The organism is Paraburkholderia sp. AV2 (assembly GCF_054968425.1).
In genome coordinates this window covers 127620-141977 of sequence record NZ_JBANLK010000007.1, presented here as the reverse complement: position 1 = coordinate 141977, position 14358 = coordinate 127620, and the positions used below count along the sequence as shown (strand labels likewise).

The following is a 14358-nucleotide window of genomic DNA, read 5'->3' as shown; positions in this document are numbered from 1 at the left end:
GTTATCCCTTCACTGCACGTTCATTGCGCGCCTGGTGCACGCTCGGTGCACACTTAATGCGCCACGGCAGCCGCGCCGTGCTCGTCGATCAGATGGCCCGTGTAGAAGCGGTCCAGCGAGAACGGCGCATTGAGCGGGTGCGGCTCGTCCTTCGCGACGGTGTGCGCGAAGACCCAGCCCGAGCCCGGCGTCGCCTTGAAGCCGCCCGTGCCCCAGCCGCAGTTGAAGTACAAACCCTTCACGCCGGTCTTGCTGATGATCGGGCACGCGTCGGGCGAGACATCGACGATGCCGCCCCACTGCCGGTTCATGCGCACGCGCGAAAACACCGGGAACATTTCGACGATCGCCTGCAAGGTGCCCTCGATGATGTTGAAGCTGCCGCGCTGGCCGAAGCCCGTGTACTGGTCGATGCCCGCGCCGATCACGAGGTCGCCCTTGTCGGACTGGCTGATGTACGCGTGCACCGCGTTCGACATCACCACCGTGTTCACGACGGGCTTGATGGGCTCGGAAACGAGCGCCTGCAACGGGTGGCTTTCGAGCGGCAACCGCACGCCGGCCATGTCCGCGAGCGTCGTGGTGTTGCCGGCCGCGACCACGGCCACCTTCTTCGCCTTGATGAAGCCCTTCACGGTATCGACGCCCGTCACGGCGCCGCCGTTGCGGCGGATGCCGGTTACCTGGCAGTTCTGGATAATGTCCACGCCGCGCTGGTCGGCGCCGCGCGCGAAGCCCCACGCCACCGCGTCGTGGCGGGCCACGCCGCCGCGGCGCTGGATCGAGGCGCCGAGTACGGGGTAGCGGCTGTTCAGGTTGATGGTCGGCTCGATGGCCTGGATCTGCTCGGGCGTGAGGAACTCCGCGTCCACGCCGTTCAGGCGGTTCGCATTGACACGCCGCTGCGTATCGCGCACGTCCTGCAGCGTATGGGCAAGATTCATCACGCCACGCTGGCTGAACATCACGTTGTAGTTGAGGTCCTGGGCAAGCCCTTCCCACAGCTTCATCGCCTTCTCGTAGAGCGCAGCCGATTCGTCCCACAGGTAGTTCGAGCGCACGATGGTCGTGTTGCGCGCCGTATTGCCGCCGCCTATCCAGCCCTTCTCCAGCACCGCGATGTTCTTCACGCCATGCTCTTTCGCAAGGTAGTACGCGGTGGCGAGACCATGCCCGCCGCCGCCGACGATCACCACGTCGTACTCCTTCTTCGGCTCCGGGCTGCGCCACTGCCGCTCCCAGTTCTCGTGATACGACAATCCGTTGCGAAACAGACTGAAAATCGAATAGCGGCTCATCGGCTGCTCCCTCGTTCGTTGCTCATGTGTGCTCTCTCAATGCGGTCTCTCACTGCGACCTCTCAGGCCCTAGCATTCGATGACGTTCACGGCAAGCCCGCCGCGCGACGTCTCTTTGTATTTCGTTTTCATGTCGGCGCCGGTTTCGCGCATGGTCTTGATCACGCTGTCGAGCGACACGTAGTGCTTCCCGTCGCCCTTGAGCGCCATGCGCGAAGCGTTGAGCGCCTTGATCGCGCCCATGGCGTTGCGCTCGATGCAGGGAATCTGCACGAGGCCGCCTACGGGATCGCAGGTCATGCCGAGGTTGTGCTCCATGCCGATCTCGGCTGCGTTCTCTACCTGCGTGGGCGTACCACCCATCACGGCCGCGAGCGCGGCGGCGGCCATCGAGCACGCCACGCCCACCTCGCCCTGGCAGCCCACCTCGGCGCCCGAGATCGACGCCGTTTCCTTGTAGATGATCCCGATCGCGGCGGCCGTCAGCAGAAAGTCGACGATGCCGTCCTCGTTCGACCCCGGCACGAACTTCACGTAGTAGTGCAGAACAGCCGGAATCACGCCTGCCGCGCCATTGGTCGGCGCGGTGACGACGCGCCCGCCCGCGGCGTTTTCCTCGTTGACGGCCATGGCGTAGAGGTTCACCCAGTCGAGCATCGAAAGCGGGTCGCGCAGCGACTCCTCGGAACGCGCGCGCAATTGCACCGCGAGGTCGGCCGCGCGCCGCTTCACGCGCATCGGGCCCGGCAGCTCGCCGTGCAGGCGGCAGCCGCGCTCGACGCAGGCGGCCATGGTGCGCCAGATCGCGAGGAGGCCGTCGCGCACGTCCTGCTCGCTGCGCGAGACGCATTCGTTGCGCAGCGCGACTTCGGCGATCGAAAGCCCGCTCTCGCGGCACACGCGCATGAGGTCGTCGCCGGTGCGAAACGGGTAAGGCACCTCGCCGGCGGGACGCAGCCCGTTGATGCGGTCGCCGTCGCGATTGACCACGAAGCCACCGCCGACGGAGTAATACTCCTTCTCCACGAGCAGTTGACCGTTCTCGTCGAACGCCTGGAAGCGCATGCCGTTCGGATGCGCAACGCCATGCGTGCCGCTCATGAGCCGGCGGTAGAACGCGAGATGCTCGCGCATGTCGAACGGCACGGCATGCTTGCCGAGCAGCACGAGGCGCTTGTCCTTGCGGATGGCTTCGAGACGCGGCTCGACCAGGTCGGGGTCGATCAGGTCGGGCAGATGGCCCTCCAGCCCCATCAGCACGGCCTTGTCGGTACCGTGGCCCTTGCCGGTCGCGCCGAGCGAGCCGTACAGCTCGATCTTCAGGTGGCGCACGAAGCCGAGCAGGTTCGCATCCTCCACGTGAGAGGCGAACCGGCACGCGGCGATCATCGGGCCTACCGTATGGGAACTGGAAGGACCGATGCCGATCTTGAACAGGTCGAAGACGCTGACGTTCATGAAATGCCTGCTGAAAAATGACGCCGGAAGTGGGCGGATCGTGGCGATCCGGCATGACGTCACTTCACCAAAGCGAAAATTCCGCCGATAGAACAAAAGCGGCATGGCCGTGGGACAAGGCCGCCACCGCAGGCGCGGCAGCCCCGATTGTTCGTTTATGCGAAGATAGATGGCGCAAAAACACAAGTGTCGCGAGCGCCGATCAGCGACGCTTGAGTGACCGGCCCCGCAGCCCGCGGGGCGTACGCCGTGGCCCGCGTGGGCCTTTTTCGCTTCGCTTTTCGCCATGCCCGATCCGCTGCCGGTCACGTCCGTCGACGCCTTGCCCAAGGAGCACATCCGCTTCGGCATCGTGCTGCTGCCCAATTTCACGTTGACGGCCTTCTCGGGCTTCGTCGACATGCTGCGGCTCTCCGCCGACGAAGGCGACTACAGCAAGCCCGTGCGCTGCTCGTGGCGCGTAATCGGCGAATCGCTCGCGCCCGTGCGCGCGAGTTGCGGTATCCAGGTCACGCCATGGGAGACGTTCGAGGACGCGCCGCCGGTCGACTATCTCGTCGTGGTGGGCGGCCTGCTGCATTCGGGCCCGCAGGCCAGCGAGGAAACCTTGAAGTACGTGCGCCGCGCGGCGCAGGCGGGCACCACGCTCGTCGGCATCTGCACGGGCGTGTTCGCGCTCATGCGCGCGGGCGTGCTGGACGGGCACCGCATCTGCGTGAGCTGGTTCCACTACTGGGATTTCGTCGAGCGCTTTCCGGCCGTCAATGCCGACGCCCTCGTGGCCGACCGCCTGTTCGTGATCGACCGGCGGCGCATCACCTGCTCGGGCGGGCGCGCCGCCATCGACGTGGCCGCCGCCATTTTGCTGCGCCACTTCGACCACGCCACGGTGCAAAAGGCGCTGCGTATCCTGCTCGTGGGCGAGCTGCAGCAAGGCAACGCCCCCCAGCCTCAGCCGCCGGGGCTGGAGCCGGCCACGCACCCCAAGGTGAAGCGCGCCATTCTCCTGATGGAGCAGCAGGTCGGGCGGACGGTGCCGCTAGAGGAGCTGGCCTGCAAGCTGAACCTTTCGCCGCGGCAACTGGAGCGTCTGTTCAAGGCGGAGACGGGGAAAAGCCCGCGCGCGTTCGCCAACCAGATCCGCCTGCGCACGGCCGCGTGGCTGCTCACGAGTTCGGATCGAACCGTCGCCGACATCGCATCGAGCTGCGGGTTTTCGGACGCCTCTCACCTGGGACGCGAGTTCCGCAAACAGTTCGGTGTGCCACCGATCGTGTACCGGAACAACGAAACGGCACGGCCAGCCGAAACCCCGTCGCTCGACGCGATTCACTGACGCCTCGCTCGGGGCATCCCTGCCAGGAAGCCGACGTAGACGCGTCATGACTGGCAAGCGCGCTCGCACAGATAGACGGTCAGGTCGGTTGCCGGCACCGCCGCCGACATGCGGCGCAACGTATCCACGACGAACCCGCGGTGAAATGTGTAGTGATTGACGACGTGGAAGAGGATTTCGCGCCGCGTCATCGTGCCTTCGCCGCCATCAAGGAATCGAAAGCGGACAGGCTCGTCCAGTTCGAGCGCGTTCACCGTGTCGATCCACGTCACCAACCGCGTATCGAGGTCCCGTTGCATCGCGCGCAGTGCGCCGAACGTCGTCGAATCCGGAACATTGCGCACGGTGAATCCATGGGAACGCTGTTCCAGATGAGCCTGGAAAATCGCACCCACGGCGTAGCCATGCCCCAACGTGCGCAGCACGCTGCCGAAGGTCGTCTCCAGGGGCGCCGTGACCGCCTCCTCGGGCAGCCCCGCCACCACGTCGTAAATCGTCTCGTTCGCCCATTGGCTATATCGGGCCAACATGGGTTCGTTACGCAGTGCCATTGGTGTTTCTCCACGCCATGATTGAACAACAGGAAAGCCGGTCGTACCCGTTGCCCGCATGGTAAATGCCGGTGCCTCATCGGGCTCTTATAATCAGGTCAATCTGACAATAGTTCGGGCCATGCCAACCGCCATTCCGGTCAGCTACGTGGAAGTCCCGCGGGACGTCATCGCCACGGAGCGTCTTTATCCTTCGGGTTTCGTCCATCCCGACCACACGCATGCGCGCGGTCAGTTTGCCTACGCGGCCGAAGGAGCGATGACGGTATTGACGAGTGCGGGAAACTGGATGGTTCCGCCCCGGTGCGCCGTGTGGCTTCCCGCCGAGTTTCCCCACGAGATGCGAATGAGCGGCCAGGTGCGCATGCTCAACGCCTTTGTCGACGAACGTGCGAAACAGGCCAGCCGGCTGCCCCGGCAATGCTGTGTCCTGGGTACGTCCGCCTTGCTCAGGAATCTGATCTCGGAAGCCGTGCATCAGCCCGCGCTATACAAACCGATGACACGCGCGGAACGGATCATGGCGTTGCTCCTCGATGAGATCGCCACCATGCAGCCGTTGCCGCTCAATGCCCCCTTGCCAGACGAGCCGCGCCTGGCGGCGCTTTGCCGGGACCTGCTGGCCGCGCCGTCCGTGTCGCTCAGTCTCGACGAAGCGGCACGCCGCACAGGACTCAGCCGCCGCAGTTTTACCCGGCTGTTCCGCGAGGAGTTGGGAATCAGCTTCGTCGCCTGGCGGCAGCAGGCATGTCTGCTCGCCGCCATTGCCCGGTTTGCGCAGGGCGAGTCGATCACCCGCGTAGCCTACGAACTCGGCTACAGCAGCCCGACGGCGTTTTCCAACATGTTCAAGCGCGTCGTCGGCATCGCCCCTCACCGCTATCAGGCGTAGGTGGTCTTGACCGGCGCTGTCTCGCCCGGCGTCAGACGCACTTCGGCCTGTTGCGGCAACGGGCGCCGGATGCAGTAGTCCGGATCTTTACGCTGGCGCCACAGGGCCGGGATGATTTCGCGGTAGGCGGCGAATAATCCGCGCGGCGCCGGCGGACATTGGGCCTGAATCAGCGCGTGCAGTTTCGGCAGGTTGTAGAACGGCACCATCGGAAACATGTGGTGCTCGATGTGATAGTTCATCTTCATGTAGAGGAAGCCGAACAGCGGGTTGAACAGCACGGTGCGCGTGTTCAGACGATGGTCCAGCACATCTTCGGCGAGGCCCGCATGCTGGGTGATGTTGAAGACCTGCGTGAGCGGCGAACCGTAAAAGCGCGGCAGAACGATGAACAGGGCTGGCAGGATGCTGTGAATGGCGACGCACCACGCCGCGGTTGCGGCGAAGATCGCCGTATAGATCCGGCTGGAGAAGACCATCCGCCCGATTTCCGATGCTGGCACGAATGTTCGCGTCGCGTTGCTCACGCTGCCGAAGGCATGACGGATGGTGCGCAGCACCTCGATCGTGCCGGACTTCAGGAAAAAGAAGTCGGCGAGCAGGCCGAGCAGACTGACCGGGCGCGGAAAGGCAATTTCACGGTCGTTGCCGGCAATCAGCGTGTTGGTGTGATGGCGCACGTGGCTCCAGCGCCAGTAGACCGTCTCGTGCAGCGCGAGAAACGAAGTCAGTTGAAAAAAGACCTTGTTAAGCCAGGTAGTCCTGAACGGTGTGCCGTGCGAAAGCTCATGCGCGCCATGCTCGCCGGCCGCGTAGAACAGACCGTATAGCGCGAACGCCGGCACGGCCCAGATCGTCCCCCAGCAGTGCCAGGCCAGCACGCCGCTGCCCATCAGCAGAAGCAGCCAGCTCCCCAGATACTGGAGGCCTTGCCAGTCGCTGCGCCGCATCAGTGCCTTCATCGTCTTGCGGTCCACCGTGCAGGCGAACCATTGCGCCGACACCAGCCCCTTCGCCGCCGCCTCCCGGCCTCGCGGCCCATCCAGCCGGTAATCTCGCACCCTCGCGGAATCTATCATTTCGCATCATCCCATGCCCGTCACGAACGCTCTCGAACGATCTTCGAGACCCTGTTGATTGCGATGGCCTGTCGCTGATTTCGAGTATAGTGAGGCACTGCGCCTCGCCAACGAGGTTCAGGGATTTCGCCTCACGATCCATCATCACATGCCGGGCATATTTGATAGTTTTTTATCAGGAAGGAAGGCAGGTAGCCATGTATCCGACCATGATGGATGTGGCCCGCGAAGCGGGCGTAGGCGTGGCCACGGTGGACCGGGTCATCAACAAGCGCGCCAAGGTCCGGCCCGAGACCGCACAACAGGTGCTCGAAGCGGCCGAACGACTCGGCTTTCGCCGGGCCGGTCTGATCCGGCATCGCATCGACGAGCGTACGGATGGCTACAAGCTCGGCTTCCTCCTTCAAAAGCGCAGCGTCCAGTTCTATCGCGACCTGGGCGATGCGCTGCATACGGCCGCCGGCACGTACAGCGCCGCTCCCGTCAAAGCCGTGATCGAGCATCTGGACGAACTGACGCCACGGCATGTCGCGGCGAAGCTGCAGGCGCTGTCCGGCAAAGTGGACGCCGTTGCCATAGTGGCGGCCGATCATCCGCAGATCAGCCAGGCCATCGACCAGCTCGCCCACGAGGGCACGCCGGTGTTCGCCCTGCTTTCCGATCTGAGCGCGCAAGGCTGCGCCGGGCACGTCGGCATCGATCATCGCAAGGTTGGGCGCACCGCGGCCTGGGCCGTCTCGCGGCTCAGTAAAACGCCGGGCAAGGTAGTCGTCATGCTGGGCAGCCACCGCTATCTGTGCCAGGAGCAGGCGGAAATCAGTTTCCGCGGCTATATGCGCGAGTACGCCCCGGACTTCGAGGTGATGGAAACCCTGGTCAGCCTGGAAGACATTCATCTGGCTCACGAGGCGACGCTCGACCTGCTCAGGCGCCAGCCGGACCTGGTGGGCATCTTCGTGGCGGGCGGCGGCATCGAGGGCGTGATTCAGGCGTTGCAGGACGATGACGTGCCGCGAAGACTGGTCACGGTATGCATGGATCTCACCCAGATCACCCGGCAGGCGCTGATCGAAGGGCAAGTCGATCTGGTGATCTCGCATCCCCTCGACGGAATGGCGAGCCGGCTGGTGAACGCGATGATCGAGGCGTCGCGCGACAACGGCATGTACCGGTCGATCCAGTCGCTCCTGCCGTTCGTCACTTATACCGAAGCCAATGTGTAGCCTGCCGCGGCTGACGAAAAAAACCCCCGGAGGGGCCGGGGGCGTTACAAAGGGCTCTGGTTGATACACCGCGCAGCCAGGCTAGGGGAGAAAGCTGGCGTGTGCGGCGGAAATCAGCATAACGCATCGAACCGGGCAACAGGTTTCCGGAAAATTTCGGATTGTTAGTGGATCAGCGGAAAGCGCTACCGCGCAATGAACCCGCCCCGCTCAGTCGCTTACGGGAACATTCTCCAGACGATACCCCACACCGTAGATCGACCGAACCAATTCCTGACCTGGACGGATCGCCTCGATTTTCTTGCGCAGATTCTTCACGTGCGAGTCGATGGTACGGTCCGCCACGACGCGATGATCGTCGTAGAGCGTCCGCAGCAAATAGTCGCGCGCGTAGATGCGCCCCGCGCCGGCATGCAGCAACGCGAGGAGCCGGAATTCGACCGGCGTGAGGTTGAGCTCCTTGCCATCGAGCTTCGCGACATGGTGTTGCCTGTCGATCACGAAGGGCGACGGCACGGCGTCTTCGCCCTCGTGCCCGGCGCGCGAGCGAACCTCGGCGCGGCGCAGTATGGCCTTCACGCGAGCAACCACTTCACGCGGGCTGAACGGCTTGCACACGTAGTCGTCCGCGCCCAGTTCGAGACCGAGCAGGCGATCGATCTCGTCCACGCGCGCCGTGATGATCATCACGGGAATTTCCGAAAACGTCCGCAGTTCACGGCATACGTCGAGTCCGGTGCGCCCGGGAAGCATCAGGTCGAGCAGCACCATGGCGGGCTGCTGCTCGCGCACGTAAGGCACGACGTCGCGGCCGTCTTCGAGGATCGCCGGCGTAAAGTTCTCGGCGGCCAGATAGTCGGCCAGCAGGGCCGAGAGCTTCGGCTCGTCCTCGACGATCAGGACGGTGGAGGGGGCGGCGGCGTCAGTCATGAGCGGAATTCAGACGTGGGAGTCGAACGAGTATCCTCAGACCGCCAAGCGGCGAGCGGGAGGCCTCGATGGTGCCGTTGTGGCGTTGAACGATGTGCTTGCACAGTGCAAGCCCAAGGCCCGCGCCGCCACTCTGGCGGCTGCGCGAGGAATCGACGCGGAAGAAGCGTTCGAACAGATGCGGCAACAGCGGATCGGGAACGGGCGGATACGAGTCTTGCACGTCGACGATCACCGTATCCTCCGCAGTCCTGATCGCCACGCGCGCGAGACCACCCGCGTTCGTGTAGCGCAGCGCGTTTTCCAGCAGGTTCTTGCAGAGTTGGGTGAGCCGGTAAGGATCGCCGGAAATGGCGGTCTCGCCGCTCCCGCCCTCGGCCTCGAATTCGAGCGCGATGCTTCTTGCCGCGAGGCGCTCGCGGAAGGCGTCGCAGGCCGCTTCGACGACCGGCACGACATCGAGCGAAACCATCTCGAACGAGAGCTGGCCGATATCCGCCAGCGCGAGTTCGTAGAGGTCGTCGATCAACTGGTTGAGCATCCCCACTTCGGCTTGCAGCGAGGCGAGGGTCGCGGCATCCGGGCGGCGCACGCCGTCCTCGATGGCTTCGAGCTCGCCGCGCAACACCGAGAGCGGCGTGCGCAACTCGTGCGAAATGTCGGCAATGAAGTCTCGCCGCATCCGCTCGTTCTTTTCGAGCGACTGCGCGAGCTGGTTGAAATTGCTCGCGAGCGTCTGCAATTCGTCGCCGCCGGTTTCGCTGACGCGCGTAGCGTAATCGCCGCCTGCCAGCCGGTGCGTGGCGCCGACGATGCGCTTCACGGGCGCCAGCAGAATACGCGCAAGCAGGATCGAGATCGCGGCGGAAAGCAGAATCGTAAAGCCGACGATGATCCACGTTGCCTGCGCCTCGCGCTGCTTGAAGCGCTGGCCCGCGCTGTCGACCAGCGCCGCCGGGCCCGCCACCGCGAGCCAGCCCACCGTGTGCCCGGCCACCACGAGCGCGCGGCGCGCGGAGTCCGGCGGCGCGGGAGGACCTTCGCTCGTGACGGGCTTCCTGTGCGTGTCGTAGACCGTAAAGGGCGGACGGGGCGGTTGCGCCCGCCCGGCAAAGTCGCGAGGCGACGGCCCGCCGTCGTTGCCTGGCGGGGGTAAGCCTTCCGGCCCGCGCGGGCCGCCCGCTACCTCGGACGGCAGGTCCGGCGGCGCGCCCATGGCCATCGGCGGACGGCCGCGATCTTGCGCCTCCTGGCGCAGAAAATCCCAGTTGCCGTGCTGAGCGTAAGACGCTTCGAGCTCCTGCTCGATCGCCCGGATGTCCGGCTCGCTTTGCTCCTGCAGAAAATCGACAAAGGCATAGTCGAAGCTCAGGCGTACCGCGATGCCTGACGCAACCGCCACGAGCACGCAGGCTCCGAGGATCGCGAAAAAGAGTTTCGATGTCGTGGTGATTTTCATGGAGTGCTGGCCGTGTCCCAGGGACTCGGGCGTGAAACGGTCGGATCGCCGCGCCCGCAGTGTGCCGGTAGCCGGCTGCCGCTATTTTCGCCCAAAGCCTGCCGAAAGCTTTCGGCGTACGCCTCAATCCACATTTTCTCCAGATTTCCCCATCTTTCTTGCACAGTTGCTCCGTATGATCGGTTTGCCTGCGCCGGCCATCTCGCCTTCGTGGTGCCGCGCAGCGTCAGTCGTCGAAAGGAACAGAACCCGTGGACATTCAGGTGCTAGTCGTCGAGCCCGATCCGGCATGCCGGGACACCTTGCGTGCGCATCTGCAGCGCAATCAGATCGACATGTCGGTCCTGTACGGCGCCGAGGCGCTGGAGCGGCGCCTTGCGCTCGAGTACCCGTCGGCCATCGTCCTGCGCCACGACCTGCCGGCAAACGACGGACTTTCGGTACTCCGGCGCCTGCGCGAAACAGGCTGCCTGCTTCCGGTCATCGTCATCAGCCGGTCCGACGACGTAGTCGACAAAGTGCTGGCCTTCGAGATCGGTGCGAACGATTATGTCGTCGATCCCTTCGATGCGCGCGAGCTGCTCGCACGCCTGCGTCACGCGCTGCGTTGCAGCCCGGCTTTGCCGAGGATCCCGCGCGATTACAAGCCGATCGTTTTCGACAACTTCGAACTCGCCCCCGCGGGTGCGCGTCTGCTCAAACACGGCAAGGAGATTGCGGCTTCCCCGCTGGAGTTTTCCGTGCTGACGGTGCTGGCCAGCAACCGTATGCGCGTGATGTCGCGTCCCTGCATTCTGAGCCAGCTCGACAGGAGGTCGAAGCTCAACGAACGCAGCCTCAACGTGATCGTCTGCCGCCTACGCAAACTGTTGGGCACCTCGCCGAGCGGGCGCCAGTATATTCAAACGCGCTACGGCGACGGCTATATTTTTTGCTCTGACGATGCATTTCCAGATTTTAGTTCTGCAGACGAGTTCGACACGCCCTGCGAAACAGACACGGGAACGGCGTACCGGGCCGGGTCCTCCGCGCATAGTCGCGTCGTCCCCTCATAATCCGCGTCCACGGCAGCGGTGCGAGAGGGTCTATGCGGCACGGGGCGGCCCCTGCTTTCGATCCCCTCATTGATCCGCGCCCTTCCCCCAAACGAACGATTCTGGATGCCGCTCGAGATATTCGGAAAGCGCATTCACGCTCACCGATGCGCGCCGGAGTTCGATCAACGCCTGGTCGACGTCGCGCGGCAACGGCGCCTGCTGGTCGAGCGTATCGTTTGCAGAGCGAAACGCTTCCCGGGCGGACGCGAGCGTGGCCTCCGCCGCCGGTACGAGTTCCCCGTCGAGACGTTCGAACAAGTCATTCGAATGCGCCAACGATGCGTTCAGATTGCTCCCGATCTCCTGTAGCGGCATACGGTCGAGTTTGCGAATGATATTCGCCAACTGATCCTGAAGTTCTTCGAGGGTATTCGGCACCGACGGCAGTTCGATGGGAGCATGGCTCATATCGACTCGGGCCGCGGGGGCATGCGGAAAGACATCGAGCGCCACATACTTCTGTCCGGTCAGCGGGCTTCCCATGCGCAACTGCCCGCGAAGCCCCCGCGCGACAAGCTGCTGCAGGAGGTTTTTTGCGGGCGCCCCGGTGCCGTCTCCCAGCGCGTCGCGATAGTTTCGTCCGAGTCGCGACGGATACAACTGCAGGGTGACCAGCATATCGAAGCGATCGTGCTCCGGATTCAGGTCGATATCGACCGCGATTACCGTGCCCAAATCGACGCCGCGGAATTCGACCGGTGCGCCGACCGACAATCCTCTAACCGACTGCGCGAAGCGCATTCGCACCACGGCGGCTAGCCCGTCGTCGTTACGCATCGCGTCTTCGCGATTGTCCGCGAGCGCAAAGGTCTGCCCGCTCGCGGCGGATGCCGCAGACACGCCGCCGAGCGGTTCGAACGCCACGCCACCCGCGACAACCGCCATAATCGACTCCGCCTGCATACGCACGCCGCCGGACCCGAATCGCATCTCGATCCCGCTTGCCTGCCACCACCGTGTATCGAACGTGACGAAGCGATCAAACGGCGCCTTGACGAAAGCGTCGATGAGGACGTTGCGGGAACCTGCCGCAAGCGAATACCCCAGTATCTGCCCCACTTGCACGCCGCGAAGATAAACCGGCGAGCCCGGACTCAACGAGCCCAACGATGCCGCACGAAGCGTGAAACACGTACCGCGCTGATCGCGGGTCACGACCGGCGGCGTCTCCAGTCCGATGAATTCGCCACAGGCCCGATGCGATTTCAGGTCGACGTCGACATCGATATAGGCGCCGGAGATAACGGACATCAATCCGGAAACGTTCCTTGGCCCGAGACGTGGGCGTACGACCCAGAATCGCGCCCCGCATGTCGCAATCGCTCGTCCGGCGGCATCGAGTTGCAGTTCCGCATCGATGTGCCGGGAGTCGGCGGACCAGCGCAAGCTCTCCAGCCGCCCCACTTCCACATTGCGATAGCGGACTTTCGTTTTCCCAGCCACGAGGCCCGCTCCCGACAAAAAGCTCACGGTCACGCGCGGCCCGGACGGTGTCAGCACATAGGCAAACGTGAGGATCCCGATCAATCCTCCGGCGACGAGGAGGAACCAGCCTGAGAACGGTCGGCGAAGACGCGTCATTCACCGCTTCCCCACGACGACACCCGTATGCCGACCGGCAGTCAGCGCAACTGCTCGACGAGAGCGTCGGCGCCTTTGTCGATGCCCGTCTTCGCCGCGCTCAGCGAGCCAAATGCCGCCGGCAGGTTCATCGCGTTCGGATATTGCTTCGTCACGTAGGCGCGCAGGAGTCGTCCCGTCGCGCTGTCGTAAACCTCCACCGCGTAGGATACCGAACCGCTGAATGCGCCCTTCCCGCCGCGGACCGCCTGAACCCCGTTGTAGAGATTGCCCGCAATGTCGAAGTGCATGGCCTGGCCGATTACGGCGGTCGTTTTCTCTGCGCCGGTCAGTGTGAGCTTCACGCGCAGCGTCGCGGGCGACGGTTGGGCCGTCAGGTCGAAGCGCCCGGAGAGCGCCTTGGCAAACGCCTTGTTCATGTATGCGGCAAGCTCGGACTTGTCTGCGTCGGACAGGTCGCCGAACTGGTTGTCGGTCCCGCGATACACCACCACGGGATCAACGATCACCTCGGCGTAGCGCGACCACACCACTGGCGCCACGTAGCGGAACGGTGTCCTGGCGGCATCGTCGCCCCGGTTCTCCTTCAACTGCGACGCCGATGCGAGATCGGTATAAGCAACCGGCTTCATGCTCGCGCAGGCCGATAACATCAGTAGTGCTACGTAAAATGCCGACCTGGAGAAAGAACGGATCTTGAACACGGGGGCTTCCTCTTAAAATGGGGCCAAATTGATGGGCGCGATGCGGCGGTATGCGACCGCAACGAGGACGAAGCGTAGCATTGTCATCTCAGAATGTAAACCGTCTGCCCGGTTTGTTTTTAGCGATCCATCCCGGACGCGCGTACAATACGGAGCTTCGCCAATTACAACGGCTCGCTCTGCGCATTAACAATGGATAACCAGACACGTTCGGAGATTTCGCGCAGAAAAGCGATTGACGCGGCGCTCTCGATCTTGACTCGCGATGGTGTTGGCGGACTGACGTTCGATTCGCTCGCACGCGAAAGCGGCATCAGCAAAGGCGGGCTGCTCCACCAGTTTCGCAACAAGCACGGCGTATTGCGCGGGCTCCTCGACCGCCAGCGCGAGCAGTTCGAACAGATTGCCCATGAACACCTGACTACAGGCGGAACCACGCGGCCCGAACCCGTTCTCTCCGCCCAGATCGCCATCTTCAGGGAGTCCGTCAAGCAGCCGAATTCAGTCGCGCGCGCAGTCCTCGCGGCCTTGATCGAAAGCCCTGCCCTGCTCGACGACCTCAAGTCCCAGGATGTCGCCAAGATGGAGCAGTTACAGGCCGAGGCGAAAGATCTCGAACTCTCGTTGCTGCGCTACTTCGCAGCCGCCGGGATCGCCTTCAACTCGCTGCTCGGCCTCTCCAGCATGCCCGAGGCCTTGCGCGACCGGCTTTTCGACCGGCTTCTCGACGACGGAAAGTGGTGAGAGCGT

Annotated in this window: 13 protein-coding genes; 5 read left to right on the top strand and 8 right to left on the bottom strand. The window is 64.0% G+C overall.

Annotated elements, in window-relative coordinates:
- Positions 1-53 precede the first annotated feature (53 nt).
- Both V8683_RS07985 and V8683_RS07980 read right to left on the bottom strand, forming a co-directional pair.
- The gene (locus V8683_RS07985) at positions 54-1298 is read right to left on the bottom strand and encodes a sarcosine oxidase subunit beta family protein (protein WP_411192230.1); all 1245 of its coding nucleotides are present in this window, start codon (positions 1296-1298) and stop codon (positions 54-56) included.
- A gap of 69 nt (positions 1299-1367) precedes the next feature.
- Positions 1368-2756: an L-serine ammonia-lyase gene (locus V8683_RS07980; RefSeq protein ID WP_411192229.1), complete on the bottom strand. Its 1389-nt coding sequence runs from the start codon at positions 2754-2756 to the stop codon at positions 1368-1370.
- Between the two features lie 286 nt (positions 2757-3042).
- Here V8683_RS07980 and V8683_RS07975 point away from each other — a divergent pair, with 286 nt between their 5' ends.
- Complete coding sequence (locus V8683_RS07975) at positions 3043-4092, top strand: GlxA family transcriptional regulator (RefSeq protein WP_411192228.1); 1050 nt, start codon at positions 3043-3045, stop codon at positions 4090-4092.
- A gap of 44 nt (positions 4093-4136) precedes the next feature.
- On the opposite strand, the gene V8683_RS07970 is transcribed toward V8683_RS07975, so the two are convergent.
- Complete coding sequence (locus tag V8683_RS07970; protein WP_411192227.1) at positions 4137-4643, bottom strand: DinB family protein; 507 nt, start codon at positions 4641-4643, stop codon at positions 4137-4139.
- A gap of 121 nt (positions 4644-4764) precedes the next feature.
- Between V8683_RS07970 and V8683_RS07965 the strand changes: the two genes are divergently transcribed.
- On the top strand, positions 4765-5535 hold the full coding sequence (locus V8683_RS07965) for an AraC family transcriptional regulator (protein WP_411192226.1): 771 nt from the start codon (positions 4765-4767) through the stop codon (positions 5533-5535).
- Here V8683_RS07965 and V8683_RS07960 read toward each other — a convergent pair.
- A complete protein-coding gene (locus tag V8683_RS07960; protein WP_411192225.1) occupies positions 5526-6614 on the bottom strand; it encodes a fatty acid desaturase in 1089 nt (362 codons plus the stop codon). The genes V8683_RS07965 and V8683_RS07960 overlap by 10 nt on opposite strands.
- Positions 6615-6811: 197 nt before the next feature.
- On the opposite strand from V8683_RS07960, the gene V8683_RS07955 reads away from it, so the two are divergent.
- The gene (locus tag V8683_RS07955; protein ID WP_411192224.1) at positions 6812-7837 is read left to right on the top strand and encodes a LacI family DNA-binding transcriptional regulator; all 1026 of its coding nucleotides are present in this window, start codon (positions 6812-6814) and stop codon (positions 7835-7837) included.
- 210 nt (positions 7838-8047) lie between these two features.
- On the opposite strand, the gene V8683_RS07950 is transcribed toward V8683_RS07955, so the two are convergent.
- Both V8683_RS07950 and V8683_RS07945 read right to left on the bottom strand, forming a co-directional pair.
- Complete coding sequence (locus V8683_RS07950) at positions 8048-8767, bottom strand: response regulator (RefSeq protein ID WP_411192223.1); 720 nt, start codon at positions 8765-8767, stop codon at positions 8048-8050.
- Complete coding sequence (locus tag V8683_RS07945) at positions 8760-10226, bottom strand: ATP-binding protein (RefSeq protein WP_411192222.1); 1467 nt, start codon at positions 10224-10226, stop codon at positions 8760-8762. The genes V8683_RS07950 and V8683_RS07945 overlap by 8 nt, the downstream gene beginning before the upstream one ends.
- 251 nt (positions 10227-10477) lie before the next feature.
- Between V8683_RS07945 and V8683_RS07940 the strand changes: the two genes are divergently transcribed.
- On the top strand, positions 10478-11281 hold the full coding sequence (locus V8683_RS07940; protein ID WP_411192221.1) for a response regulator transcription factor: 804 nt from the start codon (positions 10478-10480) through the stop codon (positions 11279-11281).
- 66 nt (positions 11282-11347) lie between these two features.
- On the opposite strand, the gene V8683_RS07935 is transcribed toward V8683_RS07940, so the two are convergent.
- Positions 11348-12904 carry a PqiB family protein gene (locus V8683_RS07935; protein WP_411192220.1) on the bottom strand — a complete coding sequence of 519 codons (1557 nt, stop codon included), beginning with the start codon at positions 12902-12904 and terminating at the stop codon, positions 11348-11350.
- A gap of 41 nt (positions 12905-12945) precedes the next feature.
- Complete coding sequence (locus tag V8683_RS07930) at positions 12946-13557, bottom strand: DUF3313 domain-containing protein (protein WP_411192219.1); 612 nt, start codon at positions 13555-13557, stop codon at positions 12946-12948.
- A gap of 243 nt (positions 13558-13800) precedes the next feature.
- Here V8683_RS07930 and V8683_RS07925 point away from each other — a divergent pair, with 243 nt between their 5' ends.
- Positions 13801-14352, top strand: a complete 552-nt coding sequence (locus V8683_RS07925) for a TetR/AcrR family transcriptional regulator (RefSeq protein WP_411192218.1) — start codon at positions 13801-13803, stop codon at positions 14350-14352.
- The last annotated feature ends 6 nt before the right edge of the window (positions 14353-14358 follow it).

What these genes read in the sequence shown, in the direction of transcription:
- V8683_RS07985 (WP_411192230.1), bottom strand. Translation starts at nt 1,298, where the DNA reads ATGAGCCGCTATTCGATTTTCAGTCTGTTTCGCAACGGATTGTCGTAT.
- V8683_RS07980 (WP_411192229.1), bottom strand. Translation starts at nt 2,756, where the DNA reads ATGAACGTCAGCGTCTTCGACCTGTTCAAGATCGGCATCGGTCCTTCC.
- V8683_RS07975 (WP_411192228.1), top strand. Translation starts at nt 3,043, where the DNA reads ATGCCCGATCCGCTGCCGGTCACGTCCGTCGACGCCTTGCCCAAGGAG.
- V8683_RS07970 (WP_411192227.1), bottom strand. Translation starts at nt 4,643, where the DNA reads ATGGCACTGCGTAACGAACCCATGTTGGCCCGATATAGCCAATGGGCG.
- V8683_RS07965 (WP_411192226.1), top strand. Translation starts at nt 4,765, where the DNA reads ATGCCAACCGCCATTCCGGTCAGCTACGTGGAAGTCCCGCGGGACGTC.
- V8683_RS07960 (WP_411192225.1), bottom strand. Translation starts at nt 6,614, where the DNA reads ATGATAGATTCCGCGAGGGTGCGAGATTACCGGCTGGATGGGCCGCGA.
- V8683_RS07955 (WP_411192224.1), top strand. Translation starts at nt 6,812, where the DNA reads ATGTATCCGACCATGATGGATGTGGCCCGCGAAGCGGGCGTAGGCGTG.
- V8683_RS07950 (WP_411192223.1), bottom strand. Translation starts at nt 8,767, where the DNA reads ATGACTGACGCCGCCGCCCCCTCCACCGTCCTGATCGTCGAGGACGAG.
- V8683_RS07945 (WP_411192222.1), bottom strand. Translation starts at nt 10,226, where the DNA reads ATGAAAATCACCACGACATCGAAACTCTTTTTCGCGATCCTCGGAGCC.
- V8683_RS07935 (WP_411192220.1), bottom strand. Translation starts at nt 12,904, where the DNA reads ATGACGCGTCTTCGCCGACCGTTCTCAGGCTGGTTCCTCCTCGTCGCC.
- V8683_RS07930 (WP_411192219.1), bottom strand. Translation starts at nt 13,557, where the DNA reads ATGTTATCGGCCTGCGCGAGCATGAAGCCGGTTGCTTATACCGATCTC.
- V8683_RS07925 (WP_411192218.1), top strand. Translation starts at nt 13,801, where the DNA reads ATGGATAACCAGACACGTTCGGAGATTTCGCGCAGAAAAGCGATTGAC.